Here is a 20,469-nt window from a genome sequence, read left to right on the forward strand (position 1 = left end):
CATGATCGCATCACTTCCGGCCTTCACCGACTACGAGTCCTTCCGCGCGTGGCGCACCGATCCGGCGCAATGGCTGCCGATCGCGCGCGATATCGCCCGCGGCCACGGCCTGGCATGCGCGGCGCCGCACATTTTCTCCACCGGCACCAATCTCGTCGTTGCCCTCGACGAAAAGCTCATCCTGAAAATCTTCCCGCCTTTTCTTCGCGCCCAATTCGTCTCGGAACGTGGCGCGCTGGCACAGCTTCACGGACGGCTTCGTGTCGCGATTCCCGAAATCGTCGTCGAGGGCGAGCGCGACGGGTGGCCATATCTCGTCATCACGCGGCTATCGGGCGTCTTGGGCGCAGATGCCTGGCCATCGCTGCCGGAAACGGACAAGGAGCGTGTGCTTGCCGAGATTGGCGAGACCATCGCCGAGGTGCAGCGCGTTCCCGTTGGACCGCTCGCCTCGGTCGAGCCGGGCTGGGACGTCTTCATGCGCCGGCAGATCGAGGGATGCCGCGCCCGGCACGCGCGTCTCGGATTGCCGCAGAAATTTCTCGACGGCCTGGCCGAATTGCTGCGCGATGCGAGCTTGCTGGTCGCGCTGGACGGGCCAGCGGTGATCCTGACCGGCGAATATATCCCGGAGAATTTTCTGCTGAGCCGCGGCCCCTCAGGTTGGCGGCTCGCGGGGCTAATCGATTTCGGCGACGTGATGACGGGGAGGGGCGAATATGACCTGCTGGGTCCGAGCGCCTTCATGACCGCCGGCATGCCGCGTCGCGTGCGAAGCCTGTTTGAGGGCTACGGATACTCAGCCGCATATATCACGACCGACCTTAAGCGGCGGCTGATGGCGCTGATGCTGCTGCATCGCTTCGGCAACCCGGCCAAGCAAATCTGTATCGAGGGCTGGCAACAGAGGGCCGGCAGTCTCCACGAATTGCAGGATCTGCTTTGGCCGGTTTGAGTGCGCCGCTCAGCAATAAAGCGTCGAATATCTGCATAATTTATGAGCAAATATGCACCTTTGTATGCAATCCGCAACGAATGTCGCATCCCCGGACGCTATTCGTTTCGGGTGCATTCGCCCGCAGCATCAATGAGTTGGCGCGAAAGAAAGCTTCCCTTAACGGTTGGCACGAACCTTGCGATTCCAGTTCCAAAGCCGTTTCCCCTCGGGCGTTGGAGCATCACCCATGAAGCGTCGCGATTTCCTGAAATCCGTCACCGGAGTTGCCGCGGGCGCGATGGTGCCCGCGCCGGCGATCTGGTCCTCCGCCAAGGCGCAAGCGCGGTCGGAAACGCTGCTGATCGTCTCGGAAAGCGGGCCGAACAATCTCGACATTCACGGCGTCGGCACCAACGTGCCCGGCTATGAGGTGTCGTGGAATTGCTACGACCGGCTGATCAGCCACGAAATGAAGAGCGGTCCGGGCGGGGTGCCGTATTACGACCGCGACAAGTTCAAGCCCGAGCTCGCCGAGGACATGAAGGTCGGCGACATGTCGGTGACCTTCAAATTGAAGAAGAACGCGAAATTCCATGACGGTGCGCCGGTCACGGCGAAGGACGTCAAATGGTCGCTCGATCGCGCCGTCAGCGTCGGCGGCTTTCCGACGTTCCAGATGGGCGCGGGCTCGCTGACCAAGACCGAGCAGTTCGTCATCGTCGACGACAACACGGTGCGAATCGATTTTGCCAAGAAAGACCGTCTCACCATTCCCGATCTCGCGGTCATCGTACCGTGCATCGTCAATTCCGAGTTGGTGAAGAAGAACGCCACCGAGAAGGATCCGTGGGGCCTCGAATACACCAAGCAGCAGACCGCGGGCTCCGGCGCCTACAAGGTGGTGAAGTGGACGGCCGGCACCGAAGTCATCATGGAGCGCAACGACGAGTGGGTCGGCGGTCCCTTGCCGAAGGTCAAGCGCGTGATCTGGCGCATGGTGCCGCAGGCCGGCAACCGCCGCGCGCTGCTGGAACGCGGCGACGCCGACATCTCCTACGATCTGCCGAACAAGGATTTCGTCGAGCTGAAGGACAGCGGCAAGCTCAACATCGTCTCGGTGCCCTATTCCAACGGCGTCCAGTATATCGGCATGAACGTGAAGATCGCGCCGTTCGACAACGTCAAGGTCCGCGAGGCCGTCGCCTGCGCGATTCCGTACCAGAAGATCATGGATGCGGTGCTGTTCGGCCTGGCCAAGCCGATGTTCGGCGCCGCAGCCGACAAGGCAACCGAGGTGGCCTGGCCGCAGCCGACCAAATACGTCACCGATATCGCCAAAGCCAAGGCATTGCTGGCGGAAGCCGGGTATCCCAACGGCTTCGAGACCACGCTGTCGTTTGACCTTGGCTTTGCCGGTGTCAACGAGCCGCTCTGTATTCTGGTGCAGGAGAGCCTGGCGCAAATCGGCATCAAGACCACGATCAACAAGATCCCCGGCGCCAACTGGCGCACCGAACTGAACAAGAAGGTGCTGCCGCTCTACACCAACGTGTTCTCCGGCTGGCTCGACTATCCCGAGTATTTCTTCATCTGGTGTTACGACGGCAAGAATTCGATCTTCAACACCATGAGCTACCAGTCGAAGGCGATGGACGAATTCATCCACGGCGCCGTCGACGCCGCGGCAATCGGCAACACCGCCAAGTACGACGCCGACGTCAAGGGCTTCGTCGATCTCGCCTTCAACGACATCCCGCGCATCCCGCTCTATCAGCCCTACGTCAACGTCGCCATGCAGAAGAACGTGTCGGGTTATCAGTACTGGTTCCACCGCCGGCTCGACTATCGCGCGCTGGTGAAGGCGTGATGTGATGATGGGCGCGCGCGACATGTCCGCGTGTGTTGCTCTCGCTCTCTTCGGTGAGGTGCGCACAACTCTCTCATTCCCTCCCCCCTTGCGGGGTCCGAGGCGAGCGAAGCTCGCTCTCGAGGGCAGGGAGAGGGGTGGCGGCAAGGGCGGTGCGTGTGGCTTACCCCTCTCCCCAGCCCTCCCCCGCAAGGGGGGAGGGAGCGCAGCAGAGCTTGCGGCGCGCTCTCAGCCAATTACGGAGCGCGCATCATGCTGACAATGATCGGCAAGCGGCTGATGTTTGCGATCCCGTCTCTGATTGGGGTCGTGATCGTCACGTTCCTGCTGACGCGCGCACTGCCGGGCGATCCTGCGGCCTATTTCGCCGGACCCGCGGCGAGCAAGGAAGCCATCGAGCAGATCCGCAAGAAACTCGGCTTCGACAAGCCGCTGATCGAGCAGTTCTTCCGCTACACCAACGATCTCGCGCATGGCGATTTCGGCAATTCGCTGACCACGGGCCAGCCGGTCGCGACCGAAATCCGCAACCGCCTGCCGGCATCGGCCGAGTTGACGCTGCTCGGTCTCATGGTTTCGATCGGAATCGCGATTCCGCTCGGTGTGCTCGCCGCCACCCGGCCTGGCTCCTGGATCGATCATCTCTGCCGAATCACGACAACGGCTGGCGTGTCGCTGCCAGTGTTCTTCACGGGTCTCGTGCTGGTCTACGTGTTCTATTTCAGGCTCGGCTGGTCGCCGGCGCCGCTTGGGCGGCTCAACGTGTTCTACAGCGCGCCGCCGACCGTGACCGGTCTTTACCTCATCGACGCCCTGATCGCGCGCGAGTTCGAGACGTTCCGTTCGGCGCTGAGCCAGCTCATCCTGCCGGCGGCGACGCTGGCGATCTTCTCGCTGGCGCCGATCGCGCGCATGACGCGCGCCTCGATGCTGGCGGTGCTGGCGTCCGACTTCGTCCGCACCGCACGCGCCAGTGGGCTTTCGCCGTCGACCGTGATCGTCACCTACGCGTTTCGCAACGCGATGCTGCCGGTTATCACCACGCTCAGCATGGTGTTCTCGTTTCTGCTCGGGGCCAACGTGCTGGTCGAGAAGGTGTTCGCGTGGCCCGGCATCGGTTCCTATGCGGTGGAAGCGCTGATCTCGTCGGACTTCGCGCCGGTGCAGGGTTTCGTGCTGACCATGGCGGTCATGTACGTCCTGCTCAATCTGGTCATCGACATTCTCTACGGCGTGATCGATCCGCGCGTGCGGCTTGAAGGATGAGGTTCGAAGATGAGTAGCGTTGCGCCTGCCGTTGAGCCTGCTGCTCCCGCGCGTACCTCGGGGTTCGCTGCGATGTTCGAGCACACCCGCTACGTGCTCGGCGAAAACCGCGTCACCGCCTTTGCTTTCGGCCTGCTCGTCATCATCCTGTTTGCCGCGATCTTCGGCCCCTACATCGTGCCCTACGATCCGCTCGCCAGCGATACTGCTTCAGCCTTGAAGCCGCCGTCGGCGGCGCACTGGTTCGGCACTGACCAATTGGGCCGCGATATCTTCAGCCGCGTCATCGTCGCCACCAGGCTCGATACGTTCATCGCGGTCGCCTCGGTGGCGCTGGTGTTCCTGATGGGCGGGCTGGCCGGCATCGCCGCCGGCTATTTCGGCGGCTGGACCGACCGCATCGTCGGGCGCATCGCCGACACTATTATGGCTTTTCCGCTGTTCGTGCTGGCAATGGGCATCGTGGCGGCGCTCGGCAATACCGTACAGAACATCATCATCGCCACCGCGATCGTGAACTTTCCGCTCTACGCCCGCGTCGCCCGCGCCGAAGCCAATGTCCGCCGCAACGCCGGCTTCGTCCAGGCGGCGCGGCTGTCCGGCAATGGCGAGATGCGGATCCTGCTGGTCCACATCCTGCCCAACATCATGCCGATCATGATCGTGCAGATGTCGCTGACCATGGGCTACGCGATCCTCAACGCCGCCGGTCTCTCGTTCATCGGCCTTGGCGTGCGCCCGCCGACGGCGGAATGGGGCATCATGGTCGCGGAAGGCGCCACCTTCATGGTGTCGGGCGAATGGTGGATCGCGCTGTTCCCGGGGCTGGCGCTGATGATCGCGGTGTTCTGCTTCAACCTGCTCGGCGACGGCCTGCGTGACATCGTCGATCCGCAGCGGAGGACGTGATGGCTGATTCAAGCTTCACTCGCCTCTGCCCCCGCATGGGGGAAGGAAATGCGACAGGAGTGCTGATCGTTCTACTTTGCATGGGGTTGTTTTCGAGATTTTTGCGGAGGTCATCATGACGGCCCAGCCCCTTCTCGATGTCCACGACCTCACCGTCGAATTCACTACCCGGCGCGGCATCGTGAAAGCAGTACAGCACGTCAACATCTCCGTGGCCAAGGGCGAGACGCTGGGCATCGTCGGCGAATCCGGTTCCGGCAAGTCGGTGACATCATATGCGGTGATGCGGATCCTCGACCGCGCCGGCAGGATCGCCGCCGGTTCGGTGATGTTCTCCGGCATTGACGTCAAGGCTGCGACCGAGAACGAGATGCGCGATTTGCGCGGCCGGGAAATCTCGATGATTTTCCAGAACCCGCGCGCGGCGCTGAACCCGATCCGGAAAGTCGGCGACCAGATCGAGGACGTACTGCGCCAGCATGTGCAGAGCGCGGCGAGCGACCGCGGCGAGAAGGCGATCGAGGCGCTGGAGCAGGTCAAGATTGCTCGTCCGCGCGAGCGCTATCATGCCTATCCGTTCGAGCTTTCGGGGGGCATGTGCCAGCGCGTCGTGATCGCGCTGGCGCTGGCCTGCAATCCGCAGCTCCTGATCGCGGACGAGCCGACCACCGGCCTCGACGTCACCACGCAGAAGGCGGTGATGGACCTGATCGTGGAGCTGACGAAGCGGCGGCACATGTCGACGATCCTGATCACGCACGATCTAGGCCTCGCCGCCGCCTATTGCGACCGCGTGGTGGTGATGGAAAAGGGCCGTGTGGTGGAGACGGCGAAGTCGGCGGATATTTTTGCGAAGCCAGAGCACGCCTATACGAAGAAATTGATGCGCGCGACGCCGAGGATCGGGGTGTCGTTGCGGGATCTGCTTCCCGAAGACGAGGCGGCAGTCTCTACCTCTCCCCGCACGCGGGGAGAGGTCGACGCGCGAAGTGCGGCGGGTGAGGGGCACTCTCCGCACAACGTGCTCGCTGAAACAGCCCCTCACCCCGACCCTCTCCCCGCGAAGAGCGGGGAGAGGGAGCAGAAACCCCTCCTCCTCGTCGAAAAGCTGGTGAAAGAATACCCGCGCCAGGGCGCCACTGCCGTGCTCGGCAAGCTGTTCTCCCGCAAGCCGCCGGTGGAAGCGGAAGTCTTCCGCGCCGTCGACGGCATCAGCTTCACTGTCGGCCACGGCGAGAGCGTTGGCCTCGTTGGTGAATCCGGCTGCGGCAAATCGACGACGTCGATGATGGTGATGCGGCTATTGGACCAGACGTCCGGACGCATCAGTTTCGATGGCGAGGAGATCGGCGCCATTCTGCCGCAGGCCTTTGCGCGGCTGCCGCTGCGCAAGAGCATCCAGATGGTATTTCAAGACCCGACCGACAGCCTCAATCCGCGCTTCACCGCCGCGCGCGCCATTGCCGATCCGCTTCTGCAGCTCGGCGACATCAAGGGCCGCGACGCCCTGCGTGCCCGCTGCGAGAAACTCGTCGGCCTGGTCGGCCTTCCGATCGACCTGCTTGATCGCTTCCCGCACCAATTGTCCGGCGGCCAGAAAGCCCGCGTCGGCATCGCGCGCGCGATTGCGCTGCATCCCAAACTGGTGATCCTCGACGAGCCCACGGCAGCGCTCGACGTCTCCGTTCAGGCCGTCGTGCTCAATCTGCTACAGGACCTCAAGCAATCCATGGGCATGAGTTATTTGTTCGTGTCGCATGATCTCAATGTGGTGCGTCTGCTCTGCGATCGTGTCATCGTGATGCGGGCGGGGCGAATCGTCGAGCAGGGTCCATCCGAACGCGTGCTCGGTGATCCGCAGGACGCTTATACCAAGGAATTGCTGACGGCGATCCCGCATCCGCCGTTGCCGGTTTAGTTGTCATGCCCCGCCACCCGGTCCGGCCAATTGGCCGGCCGGATGACAGGCTCCGACCGGGCATCCAGTAATCACCGCCGGTGGTTACTGGATCGCCGGTCAAGCCGGGCGATGACCAAGAAGGAGAGAGCCGTGACGACCGAGAATCCCCTGGACAATTACATCGATGCCGTCGCCAAGGCGCTGGCGCTGCCGGTCGAGGAAGCCTGGCGTCCCGCAGTGCGGGCGAACCTCGAAGTGTCGCTGAGGCTGGCGCGGCTGGTCGATGAATTCCCGCTGCTGGACGAGACCGAGCCGGCCAGCGTCTACACAGCGTGATAAGGTTATGACCGTGAACAGTGACGGGCTATCGGCCCAACAAATCGCGCAGGCCGTCGCAGGCGGCAAGCTATCCGCAATCGACGCGACCGAAGCCGCACTGGCGCGAATCGCCAAACATGATTCCGTGCTGAACTCGTTTACCGACATCACCGCTGATCGCGCGCGCGCAAAAGCCCGCGCAGTTGATGCCGCCATCGCCGCCGGCCAGAACGTGGGGCCGCTTGCCGGCGTGCCGTTCGCGGTGAAGAACCTGTTCGACGTGAAGGGTCTTGCCACCCGCGCCGGATCGAAGATCAACCGTGATCTTGCCCCGTCACCGCGCGACGCTAAGCTGATCGAACGCATGGAAGCGGCCGGCGCCGTGCTGGTCGGCGCGCTCAACATGGGCGAATACGCCTATGACTTTACCGGCGAGAACGTGCATGACGGCCCGTCGCGCAATCCGCATGATCCGACGCGGATGACCGGCGGCTCGTCGGGTGGCTCGGGCAGTGCGGTCGGCGGCGCTCTTGTTCCGATCGCCCTGGGGTCCGATACCAACGGATCGATCCGCGTGCCGTCGTCGTTCTGCGGCATCTTTGGGCTGAAGCCGACCTACGGCCGGCTGTCACGCGCCCGCTCGTTTCCCTTTGTCGCAAGCCTCGATCATCTCGGGCCGCTGGCGCGCAATGTCGGCGACCTCGCGCTGGCCTATGACGCCCTGCAGGGACCGGATGCCGATGACGCCGCCTGCACGACACGGCCGGTCGAACCGGTTGCGCCGCTGCTGGCCCAAGGCATCGACGGCTTGCGAGTCGCGGTGGCCGGCGGGTACTTTCAGAAGAACGTCTTTCCGGAAGCGGTCGAGGCCGTGGCGCGCATCGCCAAGGCGCTGAACGCGACCAAGACAGTCGAGATTCCCGAGGCCGCGCGCGCCCGCGCCGCGGCTTACGTGATCACCACGACCGAGGGCGCATCGCTGCATCTCGATCGCCTGCGCAAGCGTCCGAACGATTTCGACCCCGCCGTGCGTGACCGCCTGATCGCCGGTGCCATGGTTCCGGCGCCGCTGGTCGATCGCGCGCAAAAATTCCGCCGCTGGTATCGGGCAAGGGTGCTGGAGCTGTTCCAATCGGTGGACGTGATCATCGCACCGGCGACGCCCTGCATCGCGCCCAAGCTCGGGCAGGTAAACTTCGTGCTCGACGGCGTCGAATTGCCGGTACGCGCCAATATCGGCATCCACACCCAGCCGATTTCGTTCATCGGCCTGCCGGTGGTGGCGGTGCCGGTGCCGCTAGAGCCGATGCCGATCGGCGTGCAGATCATCGCCGCGCCCTGGCGGGAAGACATCGCGCTGCGAGTTGCGCATGCGCTGGAGCGGATGGGTGTTGCGGCAGCGCCTGCGCCGAGAGGACTGTAGCCATGGAGATCGATCTTCCCGAGGTAGTGGCCGAAGTCACCGCGCAATTCCAGCGCTACGAAAAGGCGCTGGTGTCGAACGATGTCGCGGTGCTCGACGAGCTGTTCCATAACGATCCCCGCACGCTGCGCTATGGCATCGGCGAAAATCTCTACGGCTATGACGCCATCATGGCCTTCCGCGCCGCACGCTCGCCGGTCGGGTTGATGCGGCGGACCGACAAGACCGTGATCACGACCTATGGCCGCGATACCGCCGTTGCCTCGACGCTGTTCTATCGCGATGGCGCACCCGGCAGGGTAGGGCGGCAGATGCAAACCTGGATACGGTTTTCCGAAGGTTGGAAGATCGTCGCGGCCCATGTCAGCATCATCGACGAGCCCAAATCTTCCGAGCAAGCGTCTTCCAACCAAACGGATCAAACGCCATGAGTCTGGAAGATCTGCCGGAAGCCACGGTTCGCCGCGTCGATCGCCCTTCGTCGCAGCTGGACAAGGTCACGCGCGCGGAAGAACTGCGGCTGCAGCTTGCCGATGAGATCGTGCGCGGCGTATTGCCGCCGGGTTCAGCGCTCGATGAGACCGATATCGCCCGGCGCTTTGCTGTGTCCCGCACGCCGGTACGTGAAGCGTTGCGCCAACTGGTGGCAAGTGGTCTCGTGGAAGCCCGCGCCCATCGCGGCGCCGTGGTGGCGCAGCCCTCGCTGGACCGGCTGACCGAAATGTTCGAAGCGATGGCGGAGCTGGAAGCGCTGTGCGCCGGGCTCGCGGCCGAACGGATGCCGCCGGGGGACCGTCAGAAACTGGAAGCAATCCACGAGGAGTTGCGGGTGCTGAGCCATGCCGGCAATCCCGAACGCTTTCACGCGGTCAACGAGCGCTTTCACAACGCGATCTATGCCGGCTCGCAGAACAGCTACATCGCCGAGATGACGCTGGCCACAAGGGTGCGCGTGCAGCCGTTCCGCCGCGCCCAGTTCCGCAATCTTGGGCGGCTGGCAAAGTCGCACGCCGAGCACGACCGCGTCGTGGTTGCGATCATGCGCGGCGACAAGAGCGGTGCGGCGGCCGCGATGCGCGCGCATATCGAGCTGGTGCGCGGGGAGTACGAAATTTACGCGGTGTCGGTGTAAGAATTCTCTCACTATGCGTTCCCCGGACGCAGCGCAGCACGTAGTGGTGCGCTGCTGAGCCGGGGTCCAGAAGTGGGTCCCGGCTCTGCGGAGCAGCGTTGCACGCCGCGCCGCGTCCGGGACACGAGGGGCTACACCGCCGCTTTCTCCGCCATGAACGCGCGCCAGCCGCCGTGGGCCGAAATATCGCGCGCGCCGTTGATTGCGGCGGGCTCGACCAGAAATCCCTTTACGCCCCTTTCGTCGGCCAGCCGTATCGTGCCGATGCCGAGCGGCGGCGGGATAGCGGCGACGAATTTGCCGAAGGCTGTCGCCGACAACGCCCAAAGCTCGAGCTTGATCGAACTGCCTGCACCTTGCTCCACGCGCAGCATGCCGGGTTTCGGCGGCATGATATCGAGCGCGTAGAGCTTGTAGTCCGGCGCTGTCGTGGTCGCCTCAAGCAGGCGGGCGCCGAGCGCCTGCAGCTCGCCGTTGAGCGCCATGCCGGAAAGATGCGCGCCGACCACGGCGAGGGTGATTTCATCGCCGCCCGCCGCTGGCGGTAGCAAAGCAAGCGTTGGCTGGGTCACGCCCTTGGCTCCCATCTTCAGTTTTGTATCGGCATGAAACATGCGACCGATGCTGGCGAGTTGCGCGTCGCGTCCCGCAGGCGCCAATAGCGTGATACCGAACGGGATGCCGTCGGGCTGCATCGCGGCCGGCAGCGCAAGCCCGCAGAGATCGAGCAAATTCACAAAATTGGTGTAGGTACCGAGCCGGCTGTTGAGTTCGATCGGATTGGCCAGCACCTGCGCCGTCGAATAGGCGGTCGGCGCCGTCGGTAGCACCATCGCGTCGAAACTGGCGAAAGTTTGCTCGGCCGTCCGCCGCAGCGCCTGCAAGCGATAGAGCGAGGCGAAGGTATCGGCCGCAGTCAGCCGCGCGCCGGCCACTGTGATCTCGCGCGTCACCGGATGAATCGAATCCGGCGAGGATGCCAGCAGGTCGCGGATGACGAGGTAACGCTCGGCGACCCACGGTCCCTCATAGAGCAGCCGCGCGGTTTCATAAAAAGGTTCGAGGTCGAATTCGACCAGCGTGGCGCCGAGCGCCGTCCAGCGCTTGAGCGCCTCGTCATAGGCTTTCTCGGAAACCGCGTCGCCGAAGAAAACCAATTGGCCATTGCGCGGCACGCCAAGCCGGAGTTTATCGGGAAATGCTGACATGGGTCCGAGCGGGCGGTCGCGCGAAAACGGATCGGCACCATCGGGTCCGGCCATCGCGGCTAGTGCCATCATCGCGTCGTCGACGGTGAGCGAGAACACCGAAATGCAGTCCAGCGTGCGGCAGGCGGGGACGAGCCCGGCGTTGGAGATCAGCCCGAGGCTCGGCTTTAGTCCTACGATGTTGTTGAGCATCGCCGGCACGCGGCCCGAGCCCGCGGTGTCGGTGCCGAGCGCCAGCGGCACCAAGCCGGCGGAAACCGCAACCGCCGAGCCTGAACTCGACCCGCCCGGAACGAGATCAGCGCGGATCGGGTTGACGGGAATACCGTAAGGCGAGCGGACGCCCACCAGGCCGGTCGCGAACTGGTCGAGATTGGTCTTGCCGATCACGATGGCGCCGGCCGCGCGCAGTTTTGCGACGGCCGTGGAATCCTGTGCGGGCGAATACGAGAAGGCCGGGCAGGCGGCCGTGGTCGGCATGCCCCGCGCATCAATATTGTCTTTCACTGCCACCGGCACGCCGAGCAGCGGAAGCGATGCCGCATCTTTCGAGGCCAGCGCTTCAGCCTCGCTAAGCGCATCCTTCTCGTCGCGCAGGCTGATGAACACGGCGGGATCATTATGGTCGCGGATGCGCTGATAGCTGCGCGCGACGGTTTGCGCCGGGGTGAACGCGCCGGCGCGGTGCGCGGCGACGATGGCGGCAATGGTTTCAGGCGCGTCGGACCCCATGGCAGCAAAACTCCAGCGAGCAAAGGCTACCCGGACTGAAGCAAGCGATGTGCCATTGTGTACAACGGCTCGGTCAGGGTAGGTGTCAAAGATAGAAACGTAATTTCAGACACTTACTGTGCAATAGCGTGTGTTGTGCGAGGGCCGCGCAGTCGAGCACGTGCCTAAAATTTGGGCGGAGAAGCTCAAGGCGCGGCGCCGCCGCGATCAGGTGAAGTCCGAGAGTATCTGCAGCAGTTTCTCCCGGTTCTCCTTGCCGATCTTTTCGGCCACATGGCGCTCATGTTCGGCGGCAAGCCGCTTGAACTGCGCCAGCGCGGTCCGGCCGCGCGCGGTCAGGTGCAGCGCGTGGGAGCGCCGGTCGGTGGCGGATTTGATGCGGCTGACGAGATCGCGCTGTTCAAGACTGTCCAGGAGATGCACCAGCCGGGCGCGCTCGATGCCGAGCCGCTTGGCCACCGCCATCTGACTCAGGCCCGGGTTGGCGCCGATTACCGTCATCACGGAATACTGCGTGGGCCGGATATCGACAGCGCCGAGCGTGCGAATGAAATCCTGAAAAATCCAGATCTGAAAGCGCCGCACCGCATAGCCGGCGTGGCCCGCCAGCGCGTCGAGGCCGATTTCGCCATTCACTAGATCGCTGTGCGCGTTGCCGTTTTCACTTCGCGCGCGGCCAGGGCGCGGCCGAATACCAGCGCGTGAGTTGGCAATTCTGGGTGCCTGACTGTTCCTCGCCATCGTTCCCTTCTAGCGCTTCACGCAGCTAAGGGGAAGATTGTTGTTGACGACAACAATTGTTGTGCTCAAACATTAGCTTCAAGCCAGCCCTTTCGAGGCTGCAGGAGGAAGCCCATGACCATCGCCGCCATAAGCGGTGCCGAATCCCCAAACCTTTTTGCGACGCCCACGATCGTTGCCGATCGCCGGACCGATGGCAGCATCATCCTGAAATCGACCACGCCGCTGCGGCCGAGTGCGCGCTGCATCGGCGACTGGCTGGAGCACTGGGCGCGGCGGGCGCCTGACCGGATCTTTCTCGCCGATCGCGCCAGCGTTGATGCGCCGTGGAGCACCGTCACCTACAAGGATGCGTTGAAGCAGGTGCGCTCGGCTGCCAGCTGGATTCTCGCGCAGGGGTTAAGCGCCGAGCGTCCGCTGGTGATCCTGTCCGACAACAGCGTCGAGCACGCGCTGTTCGCGCTCGCCGCCCAGCATGTCGGCGTGCCATCGGCCGCGATTTCGCCGGCCTATTCGCTGATGTCCAAGGACTTCGACAAGCTCAAGAGCATGGTCGAGTTGCTCGAGCCTGGCGTGATTTACGTTGCCAGCACAAAACCGTTTGCCGCAGCGCTGGCGGCGATCAAGCCACTGCATTCGGCCACCATCGTCAGCGGCAGTGCGGACGCGGCCGACGCGATCTCCTTCCGCGCCATCACGGCAACGCCGGAAACACCCGATGTCGAAACGGCTTTTGCCGCGGTCACGCCGGACACCATCGCAAAATTCCTGTTCACCTCGGGTTCGACCGGCACGCCAAAGGCCGTGATCAATACCCAGCGCATGCTGACCTCGAGCCAGCAGGCCAAAGCGCAGACCTGGACGTTCCTCGAAGATATCGGCGAGGATCTCGTGATCCTCGACTGGCTGCCGTGGAGCCACACCTTCGGTGCAAACCACAATTTCAATCTGGTGTTGCGCAACGGTGGCACGCTCTATGTCGATGGCGGCAAGCCGGCACCGGGGCTGTTCGCGACCTCGCTCGCCAATTTGCGCAGCGTGATGCCAACCGTCTATTTCAACGTGCCGCGCGGCTTTGACATGCTGATCGCGGCGCTGCGCGGCGACGACGAGTTGCGGAAGAAGTTTTTCAGCGAGGTGAAGTTCGCCTTCTACGCCGGCGCAGCGTTGCCGCAGAATCTTTGGGACGCGCTGGAAGAACTCTCGGTCAAGACCATTGGCCGTGCGCTGCCGATGGTGTCGGCCTGGGGCTCGACCGAAACCTCGCCGCTCGCCACCGATTGCCACTTCCAGGCCAAGCGCTCCGGCAACATCGGCGTGCCGATCCCCGGGACCGAACTGAAGCTGGTGCCGTCAGGCGACAAGCTGGAGGTGCGGGTGCGCGGCCCGAATGTCACGCCCGGTTACTGGAAGGCGCCGGAATTGACCGCGCAGGCGTTCGACGAAGAGGGTTTTTATCTCATCGGCGACGCCGTGACCTTTGCCGATCCGGCGCGTCCCGAACTCGGACTGTTCTTCGATGGCCGTGTCGCCGAGGACTTCAAGCTCAATTCGGGCACCTGGGTCAGCGTCGGCACCTTGCGCGTCGCCGGCATCGCGGCTCTGGCGTCGCTGGCGCAGGACATTGTCGTGACCGGCCATGGCAGCGACGAGGTTCGCTTCCTCGTGTTTCCGAATATTGCGGCCTGCCGTGCACACGCCGGTTTGCCCGACAGCGCCGACGTGAAAGATGTGATTGGCCACGACAAGGTTCGAAGTGCGATTGCCCAAGGGCTCGCGAGGCTGAAGGCGCAAGCTGGCAATTCGTCCGGCCACGCAACACGCGCGCTGCTGCTGGCCGAACCTGCGTCCGTCGACGGCGGCGAGATCACCGACAAGGGCTATATCAATCAGCGCGCGGTGTTGACGCGGCGCGCGAGCGCAGTGGCAACGCTGGACGACGACGCCTCGGCCGAATGGATCGGCTGCGCGGGCTGAAATGCCAGAGCGTTTTCAAGCGAAGTGGACACCGGTTCGCGTCAAGAAAACGCGTCAAAACAAGAATCTAGAGCCCGGTTCTGATTGAATCAGAACCGAAAAGGCTCTCGATCATGATGATTTTTGGTTGGAAGATTGGGCCGCAGACGCGCTTCACCTCTCCCGCTTGCGGGGGAGGTCGGCGCGAAGCGCCGGGTGGGGCTTCCTCCACTCGGGCAGTGTCGCCCGCGGAGACACCCCCACCCCAGCCCTCCCCCGCAAGCGGGAGAGGGAGCGCACTTTCTTCGTGGTCGCAATCAAACCCAATTTCATCATGCTCTAGGCGCGTCGGGACGCCGCGTGCTTGTGCGCCTCGACCAGCCGAACCAGCATCTGCAAGAAAGCTGTCTGCTCACTCTTGCTGAGCGCGGAAAGCGTCTGCGCATTAAAGCTCTCGCCAAGCCGGCTGGCCTCGTCAGCGCGCCTCTCGCCTGCCGCGCTGAGGCTGAGCTCGACCGCGCGCTTGTCCCGCGCGGATCGCTTCCGCTTCAAGACGCCGGTCTCCTCCATCCGCGACAGGATTTTCACGAGGTTTGGGAGCTGCATCTTCAGCACGGCGGCGAGTTCGCTCTGCGTCACCGTCTTGTTGTCCCGCACCGTAACCAGGATGGCGTATTCGAGCGGCGAAAGTTTTAAGGACTCGAAATACGGATAGAACGCCTCGAAGTTTTCCAACTGCAGGATCCGGATCATGAATCCCGGGGTCTGCTGCAGCGCGGTGAGATCGAGTTTTCGCGCCGAGTCCGGCACGGCCGGTCTGGCCGCTCCGTTGCCCCTGCGCATCGAAACTTTTCCGATTCGTTCCATGGGCAATAGCTCGCACGGCATCACATGAATTGACAATCCTCAAAATGCTTATAAGTTATAAGTAATTTCGAAGCGGTCGCGAAGGCCGCCTTTTTCCATACCGGAGGGAAACGCATGCGAGAGTTTTTTCGCACAGGAATGCTCATGGTCGCGCTCGGCGGAATGTTCGCCAGTGCTTCCCAAGTCCAAGCCCAAGACCGCGTCCGGATCGGCGTGCTCAACGACCAGTCGGGCGTGTTCTCGACGTACCAGGGCGTCGGTTCGGTCATCGCCGCGCAAATGGCGGTGGAGGATTACGGCGGCAAGGCCGCCGGCAAGGTGGTCGACGTGATCACGGCCGATCACCAGAACAAGACCGACGTCGGCGTAGGCATCGCGCGGCGCTGGTACGACACCGAAAGCATCGACGCCATCTTCGACTTGCCGAACTCGGCGATTGCGCTCGCGGTTGCCAATATGAGCGAGCAGAAGAACAAGGTCTTCATCGGCTCGGGCGCCGGCACAGCGCTTCTCACCGGCGAGAAGTGCACGCCGAATACCGTGCACTGGACCTACGATACGTATGCCTATGGCCGCGGTCTCGGCAAAGCCGTGGTAGCCCAAGGCGGCAAGAAATGGTTCTTCCTGACCGCCGATTACGCCTTCGGCCATGACCTGGAGAAGCAGGCGATGGAAGGCGTCAAGGCCTCCGGCGGCGAAGTGCTCGGCGCCGTGCGCCATCCGCTCGGCACCGCCGATTATGCTTCCTTCCTGCTGCAGGCGCAGGCCTCGGGTGCCGACATCGTCGGCGTCGCCAATGCCGGCGACGACACCATCACCTCGATCAAGCAGGCGGCGGAGTTCGGGCTGACGCAAAAGCAGAAGCTGGTCGGATTGATCCTCGGCATGAACGGCATTCCCGCGCTCGGCCTGAAGGCAGCCCAGGGCGCGCAGATCATGAATCCATTCTATTGGGATTTGAACGACGGCACGCGCGCTTTTGCAAAACGGTTCGCCGAACGCCATCCGCAAAAGAATTATCCGAACGACATGCAGGCCGGCGTCTATGCTTCGGTGCTGCATTATCTGAAGGCCGTCGACAAGGTCGGCAGTGCCGCCGACGGCAAAGCCGTAGTGTCGGCGATGAAGGCGATGCCAACCGACGATCCGCTGTTCGGCAAGGGAACCATCCGCGCCGATGGGCGTAAGATTCACCCGCTGTTTCTGCTCGAGGTGAAGAAGCCTGACGAATCCACGTCAAAATGGGATCTGTTGAAGGTTGTCGCTACGATCCCGGGCGATCAGGCCTTTCGTCCCGAAAGCGACGGTAACTGCCCACTGGTCAAGAGATGATCTGACTGGCGGCGGCCGGTACGAACGGGCCGCCGCCGAAAATCGGTCGCGGAGGCTTGCCGTATATGTTGCCAAGGCAACCAATTTATGCGAGCGTGTTTTCACAAGAGCGGCCGATCGCAGAGCACGGAGATTGCCGGGCCGCACAGGGAGAAACGGATGTTTGGGCGTGTCGGATCGTCGCGACGCTATGCGATGTCGCGTGCGCAGTCGGGTGGCCGCGGCGTAGCTAATAGGCGCCGCTCAGCTCTGCGTATTGACTTCGCCCGCGCCTTTCACGGCGTCGAGATTGCCGTGCACCCGCAGCAGCAGCGCGATCAGGGTCTCCCGCTCCGGCTTGCTCAGGCAGGAGAGCAGGCGACGCTCGCGTTCGAGCGCTACCGCGATGACCTGGTCATGGGTGGCATAGCCCTTCAGGGTCAGCGAGATCGAGTGGGTGCGACCGTCCTCGCGGTCGGCCCTGATGCTGACCAGCCCGCGTTCTTCCATGCCGGCCAGGGTCCGGCTCACGGGTCCCTTGTCGAAACCGATCACGTGACAGATCCGCGCCGCAGAAATTTCCGGCTCGATTGCGAGCAGCGACAGGATCCGCCATTCCGTGACGTTGACCCCAAAGCGCTTCTGATAGACCACGGTCGCGCTGCGCGACAATTTGTTGGCGATGAAGGTGATGAGGGCCGGAACGTAACGGTCGAGGTCGAGCACCTGTTCGGCCCGTCCGCTCCTGCCTGCCGCGCCCGCACGGGGCGCGCGCGCCTGTCTGTTCCTGCTCATGCTTTTCCGATGCTGCTCCAGCGTTCCAGACATAGAGACAGCGCACGCCGCTCTGCAAGAACATTATGCAGGAGACCCACATGAGCGCGACATCCCGGATCGATTCTGCAACCCCGGAGCCGAGTGCGCCGGCCGGCGTGCCCCATCTGGACGTGGATCCGTTCTCGACCGAGTTTTTCGAGGATCCGCACCGGATCCACAATGTCCTCCGCGAGGCCGGGCCGGTGGTCTGGCTCGAAAAGTGGGGCGTCTATGGCGTCGCACGCTATGCCGAGGTGCACGCCGTCCTCAACGATCCCCTGACCTTCTGTTCGAGCCGCGGCGTTGGCTTGAGCGATTTCGCCAAGGAGAAGCCGTGGCGACCGCAAAGCATCATCCTTGAAGCGGACCCCCCGGCGCATACCAGGACGCGCGCGGTGCTCGCCCAGGTGCTGTCGCCGACGGCGATGAAGCAGGTCCGCGAACATTTCACGGCGATGGCCGCGGCCAAGGTCGACGAATTGCTGGCGCGTCGAAGTTTCGATGCGGTTGCCGATCTCGCGGAGGCCTATCCGCTCTCGGTATTTCCTGATGCGATGGGCCTGAAGCAGGAGGGGCGGGAGAACCTGCTGCCCTATGCTAGCCTGGTCTTCAACGCGTTTGGGCCGCCGAACCAGTTGCGCCAGGAGGCGATCGAGCGCTCCGCGCCGCACCAGGCATATGTCGCCGCGCAATGCCAGCGTGAAAATCTTGCGCCCGGCGGCTTCGGCGCCTGCATCCATGCCCGCGCCGATGCCGGCGACATCACGGCGGAAGAGGCCCCTCTGTTGGTGCGCTCGCTGCTTTCGGCAGGACTCGACACCACCGTCAACGGCATCGGCGCCGCCGTCTACTGCCTGGCGCGTTTCCCCGATCAGCTTGCGCGGCTGCGCAGCGATCCGACGCTGGCGCGCAACGCGTTCGAAGAGGCGATCCGTTTCGAAAGCCCGGTACAGACCTTCTTCCGCACCACGACGCGCGAGGTCGAACTCGCCGGCCATCGCATCGGCGAAGGCGAAAAGGTTCTGATGTTCCTCGGTGCCGCCAACCGCGATCCGCGGCGCTGGGAAAATCCTGACAGTTACGACGTGACCCGCCGCACCTCCGGCCATGTCGGCTTTGGCTCGGGCATTCATATGTGCGTCGGCCAGCTTCTCGCGCGCCTCGAAGGCGAGGTGATGCTGGCAGCGATCGCGCGCAAGATCGCAAGTATCGAGATATCAGGCCCGGTGAAGCGCCGCTACAACAACACGCTGCGCGGCCTCGAAAGTCTCCCCATCACGATTTCTCCGGCCTGACGGACCACCCATGCCGAGCATCACGTTTGTTCACCCTGACGGCCGGGCGCAGCGCATCGACGCCGGCGATGGCGAAAGCGCGATGCAGGCCGCGACGCGCCACGATGTCGGTGGGATTCTGGCCGAATGCGGCGGCAACGCGATGTGCGCCACCTGTCATGTCTATGTCGACGAGGGCTGGCTCGCCCGCCTGCCGGGCATCGGCGACGACGAGGACGCGCTGCTGGACGGCGCCGCCGCCGAACGGCGGACCAACAGCCGTCTGTCCTGCCAGATCAAGCTTGCTGCCGATCTCGATGGTTTGGTTCTCAATCTGCCGGACCGGCAATTGTGACGGCCTAATCGCCTGAACTGAAGTCAGACCCGGCGAAGTCCGGGAACGCTCAAGAGCCAATTCGAAAGGGAGAGAACAATGAGGGGTTTCAGGTTAGGTCTGGCGCTTGCCTTGTCTTGCGTGGCATCGGCCGCGGCGCGCGCGGAAATTTCCGGTAACGTCGTGCGCATCGGCGTGCTGAACGACATTTCCGGTATCTTCCAGGACACCAACGGCATGGGCTCGGTGGAAGCCGCGCGCATGGCGGCGGAAGATTTCAATGGCGGCGGCAAGGGTATCAAGGTCGAGATCGTCTACGCCGATCACCAGAACAAGGCCGACGTCGGTTCGGCGATCGTGCGCAAATGGCTCGACGTCGATGGTGTCGATGCCGTGGTCGACGTGCCGAATTCCGCCGTTGGGCTCACCATCAATTCGCTGCTGCGCGACAGCCGCATGACGTTCCTTGCTTCGTCGACGGCGAGCTCCGACCTGACCGGCAAGTCCTGCTCTCCCAACACCATCCAGTGGGTCAATGACGCCTGGGCGACCGGCAACTCGACCGCGGCGGCGATGATGGCGCGCGGCGGCAAGGAATGGTACTTCATTACGGTGAATTTTGCGCTCGGCCAGGGCATCGAGGCCGAGGCCACCAACTACATCGAAAAGCACGGCGGCAAGGTGCTGGGCTCGGCCAAGCATCCGCTCAACACGCCGGACTTTGCCTCGCTTCTGCTGCAGGCGCAAAATTCCAAGGCCAAGGTTATCGGCCTCGCCAATGCCGGGGGCGACACCGTCAATGCGGTGAAGCAGGCGGCCGAGTTCGGGCTTCAGCAAAGCGGACAGACAATGGTGGCGTTCCTGCTGTTCATCAACGACGTCCATGGGATGGGGCTGAAGGTGGGCCAGGGCCTGCAACTGTTCGAGGCGTTTTACTGGGACATGGATGAAAACACCCGCGCGTTTGCAAAGCGCTTCGCGGCGCGGCCGGGCGTGAACGGCAAGATGCCGAGCGGCAATCAGGCCGGCGTCTATGCTTCCACGCTCGCCTATCTCAACGCAGTGGCAGCGACCGGCAGCGATCACGCCAAGGATGCGGTGCCCGAGATGAAGAAGTTCAAGGGCAAGGACAAGCTGTTCGGCGATGTCACCATCCGCCAGGACGGCCGCGTTATCCACCCGATGTACTTGTTCGAGGTGAAAAAGCCGGAAGAGTCGAAATATCCCTACGATTACTACAAGCTGGTCTCGACCATTCCGGCCGACCAGGCCTTCCGCCCGCTCGCCGACGGCGGCTGCTCGCTGGTGAAGTGAAAGGAACTGCTGCGCCCTCTCCCGCTTGCGGGAGAGGCATAGGCGGCCTGTGGCCGCCGTTCTTCAGAAGAACGCCGATGCGGAGCATCGGCTATGGGTGAGGGCGTCGCCGCATAATCGATGTCAGACGCGAGGCAGGCACAGCGCAATCTTATTTCGATTGA

General features: G+C 63.5%; 18 protein-coding genes. 14 read left to right on the forward strand and 4 right to left on the reverse strand.

All coding sequences use genetic code 11. The features are described 5' to 3' along the window. Position 1 precedes the first annotated feature (1 nt). The 9 genes from RX328_RS03225 (at position 2) to RX328_RS03265 (ending at position 9,752) form a co-directional block, all read left to right on the forward strand. Entirely contained in the window at positions 2 to 955 is a 954-nt protein-coding gene (locus RX328_RS03225) for an aminoglycoside phosphotransferase family protein (protein ID WP_213251713.1), read from the forward strand. Between the two features lie 229 nt (positions 956 to 1,184). Next, positions 1,185 to 2,804: an ABC transporter substrate-binding protein gene (locus tag RX328_RS03230; RefSeq protein WP_213251686.1), complete on the forward strand. Its 1,620-nt coding sequence runs from the start codon at positions 1,185 to 1,187 to the stop codon at positions 2,802 to 2,804. 252 nt (positions 2,805 to 3,056) lie between these two features. Beyond that, positions 3,057 to 4,070, forward strand: coding sequence for an ABC transporter permease (locus RX328_RS03235; protein WP_213251687.1), 1,014 nt, complete (start codon positions 3,057 to 3,059; stop codon positions 4,068 to 4,070). A 9-nt stretch (positions 4,071 to 4,079) separates the two neighbouring features. Next, positions 4,080 to 4,979, forward strand: a complete 900-nt coding sequence (locus RX328_RS03240; protein WP_213251688.1) for an ABC transporter permease — start codon at positions 4,080 to 4,082, stop codon at positions 4,977 to 4,979. Positions 4,980 to 5,094: 115 nt separating this feature from the next. Then, on the forward strand, positions 5,095 to 6,897 hold the full coding sequence (locus RX328_RS03245) for an ABC transporter ATP-binding protein (RefSeq protein WP_213251689.1): 1,803 nt from the start codon (positions 5,095 to 5,097) through the stop codon (positions 6,895 to 6,897). A gap of 132 nt (positions 6,898 to 7,029) precedes the next feature. Further along, on the forward strand, positions 7,030 to 7,215 hold the full coding sequence (locus RX328_RS03250; protein ID WP_409410791.1) for a DUF4089 domain-containing protein: 186 nt from the start codon (positions 7,030 to 7,032) through the stop codon (positions 7,213 to 7,215). 7 nt (positions 7,216 to 7,222) lie between these two features. Then, a complete protein-coding gene (locus RX328_RS03255; protein WP_249726394.1) occupies positions 7,223 to 8,620 on the forward strand; it encodes an AtzE family amidohydrolase in 1,398 nt (465 codons plus the stop codon). Between the two features lie 2 nt (positions 8,621 to 8,622). After that, on the forward strand, positions 8,623 to 9,051 hold the full coding sequence (gene hpxZ / locus RX328_RS03260; RefSeq protein ID WP_213251692.1) for an oxalurate catabolism protein HpxZ: 429 nt from the start codon (positions 8,623 to 8,625) through the stop codon (positions 9,049 to 9,051). Beyond that, on the forward strand, positions 9,048 to 9,752 hold the full coding sequence (locus RX328_RS03265; protein WP_213251693.1) for a GntR family transcriptional regulator: 705 nt from the start codon (positions 9,048 to 9,050) through the stop codon (positions 9,750 to 9,752). Before hpxZ ends, RX328_RS03265 begins: the two co-directional genes overlap by 4 nt. A 131-nt stretch (positions 9,753 to 9,883) precedes the next feature. Here RX328_RS03265 and atzF read toward each other — a convergent pair whose 3' ends face one another. Both atzF and RX328_RS03275 read right to left on the reverse strand, forming a co-directional pair. Next, positions 9,884 to 11,692, reverse strand: coding sequence for an allophanate hydrolase (gene atzF / locus RX328_RS03270; protein WP_213251694.1), 1,809 nt, complete (start codon positions 11,690 to 11,692; stop codon positions 9,884 to 9,886). 207 nt (positions 11,693 to 11,899) lie between these two features. After that, positions 11,900 to 12,433: a MarR family transcriptional regulator gene (locus RX328_RS03275; RefSeq protein ID WP_213251695.1), complete on the reverse strand. Its 534-nt coding sequence runs from the start codon at positions 12,431 to 12,433 to the stop codon at positions 11,900 to 11,902. Between the two features lie 114 nt (positions 12,434 to 12,547). Between RX328_RS03275 and RX328_RS03280 the strand changes: the two genes are divergently transcribed. Further along, on the forward strand, positions 12,548 to 14,410 hold the full coding sequence (locus tag RX328_RS03280; RefSeq protein WP_213251696.1) for a feruloyl-CoA synthase: 1,863 nt from the start codon (positions 12,548 to 12,550) through the stop codon (positions 14,408 to 14,410). Between the two features lie 318 nt (positions 14,411 to 14,728). On the opposite strand, the gene RX328_RS03285 is transcribed toward RX328_RS03280, so the two are convergent. Beyond that, a complete protein-coding gene (locus RX328_RS03285) occupies positions 14,729 to 15,232 on the reverse strand; it encodes a MarR family winged helix-turn-helix transcriptional regulator (protein ID WP_213254738.1) in 504 nt (167 codons plus the stop codon). 162 nt (positions 15,233 to 15,394) lie between these two features. On the opposite strand from RX328_RS03285, the gene RX328_RS03290 reads away from it, so the two are divergent. Next, a complete protein-coding gene (locus RX328_RS03290) occupies positions 15,395 to 16,588 on the forward strand; it encodes an ABC transporter substrate-binding protein (RefSeq protein WP_409410884.1) in 1,194 nt (397 codons plus the stop codon). Positions 16,589 to 16,831: 243 nt separating this feature from the next. Here the strand turns inward: RX328_RS03290 and RX328_RS03295 are convergent, their stop codons facing one another. Next, positions 16,832 to 17,362, reverse strand: a complete 531-nt coding sequence (locus RX328_RS03295; protein WP_213254736.1) for a MarR family winged helix-turn-helix transcriptional regulator — start codon at positions 17,360 to 17,362, stop codon at positions 16,832 to 16,834. A gap of 80 nt (positions 17,363 to 17,442) precedes the next feature. Between RX328_RS03295 and RX328_RS03300 the strand changes: the two genes are divergently transcribed. The 3 genes from RX328_RS03300 (at position 17,443) to RX328_RS03310 (ending at position 20,305) form a co-directional block, all read left to right on the forward strand. Then, a complete protein-coding gene (locus RX328_RS03300) occupies positions 17,443 to 18,678 on the forward strand; it encodes a cytochrome P450 (protein WP_213254729.1) in 1,236 nt (411 codons plus the stop codon). A gap of 10 nt (positions 18,679 to 18,688) precedes the next feature. Then, the gene (locus tag RX328_RS03305) at positions 18,689 to 19,012 is read left to right on the forward strand and encodes a 2Fe-2S iron-sulfur cluster-binding protein (protein ID WP_213254727.1); all 324 of its coding nucleotides are present in this window, start codon (positions 18,689 to 18,691) and stop codon (positions 19,010 to 19,012) included. A gap of 78 nt (positions 19,013 to 19,090) precedes the next feature. After that, entirely contained in the window at positions 19,091 to 20,305 is a 1,215-nt protein-coding gene (locus RX328_RS03310) for an ABC transporter substrate-binding protein (protein WP_213254725.1), read from the forward strand. Positions 20,306 to 20,469 lie beyond the last annotated feature (164 nt).

Origin of the sequence: Bradyrhizobium sp. sBnM-33, assembly GCF_032917945.1 — a bacterium.
Taxonomy (GTDB): Bacteria; Pseudomonadota; Alphaproteobacteria; order Rhizobiales; family Xanthobacteraceae; genus Bradyrhizobium.

What these genes read in the sequence shown, in the direction of transcription:
- RX328_RS03225 (WP_213251713.1), top strand. Translation starts at nt 2, where the DNA reads ATGATCGCATCACTTCCGGCCTTCACCGACTACGAGTCCTTCCGCGCG.
- RX328_RS03230 (WP_213251686.1), top strand. Translation starts at nt 1,185, where the DNA reads ATGAAGCGTCGCGATTTCCTGAAATCCGTCACCGGAGTTGCCGCGGGC.
- RX328_RS03235 (WP_213251687.1), top strand. Translation starts at nt 3,057, where the DNA reads ATGCTGACAATGATCGGCAAGCGGCTGATGTTTGCGATCCCGTCTCTG.
- RX328_RS03240 (WP_213251688.1), top strand. Translation starts at nt 4,080, where the DNA reads ATGAGTAGCGTTGCGCCTGCCGTTGAGCCTGCTGCTCCCGCGCGTACC.
- RX328_RS03245 (WP_213251689.1), top strand. Translation starts at nt 5,095, where the DNA reads ATGACGGCCCAGCCCCTTCTCGATGTCCACGACCTCACCGTCGAATTC.
- RX328_RS03255 (WP_249726394.1), top strand. Translation starts at nt 7,223, where the DNA reads ATGACCGTGAACAGTGACGGGCTATCGGCCCAACAAATCGCGCAGGCC.
- hpxZ (WP_213251692.1), top strand. Translation starts at nt 8,623, where the DNA reads ATGGAGATCGATCTTCCCGAGGTAGTGGCCGAAGTCACCGCGCAATTC.
- RX328_RS03265 (WP_213251693.1), top strand. Translation starts at nt 9,048, where the DNA reads ATGAGTCTGGAAGATCTGCCGGAAGCCACGGTTCGCCGCGTCGATCGC.
- atzF (WP_213251694.1), bottom strand. Translation starts at nt 11,692, where the DNA reads ATGGGGTCCGACGCGCCTGAAACCATTGCCGCCATCGTCGCCGCGCAC.
- RX328_RS03275 (WP_213251695.1), bottom strand. Translation starts at nt 12,433, where the DNA reads ATGGCGAGGAACAGTCAGGCACCCAGAATTGCCAACTCACGCGCTGGT.
- RX328_RS03280 (WP_213251696.1), top strand. Translation starts at nt 12,548, where the DNA reads ATGACCATCGCCGCCATAAGCGGTGCCGAATCCCCAAACCTTTTTGCG.
- RX328_RS03285 (WP_213254738.1), bottom strand. Translation starts at nt 15,232, where the DNA reads ATGCGCAGGGGCAACGGAGCGGCCAGACCGGCCGTGCCGGACTCGGCG.
- RX328_RS03290 (WP_409410884.1), top strand. Translation starts at nt 15,395, where the DNA reads ATGCTCATGGTCGCGCTCGGCGGAATGTTCGCCAGTGCTTCCCAAGTC.
- RX328_RS03295 (WP_213254736.1), bottom strand. Translation starts at nt 17,362, where the DNA reads ATGAGCAGGAACAGACAGGCGCGCGCGCCCCGTGCGGGCGCGGCAGGC.
- RX328_RS03300 (WP_213254729.1), top strand. Translation starts at nt 17,443, where the DNA reads ATGAGCGCGACATCCCGGATCGATTCTGCAACCCCGGAGCCGAGTGCG.
- RX328_RS03305 (WP_213254727.1), top strand. Translation starts at nt 18,689, where the DNA reads ATGCCGAGCATCACGTTTGTTCACCCTGACGGCCGGGCGCAGCGCATC.
- RX328_RS03310 (WP_213254725.1), top strand. Translation starts at nt 19,091, where the DNA reads ATGAGGGGTTTCAGGTTAGGTCTGGCGCTTGCCTTGTCTTGCGTGGCA.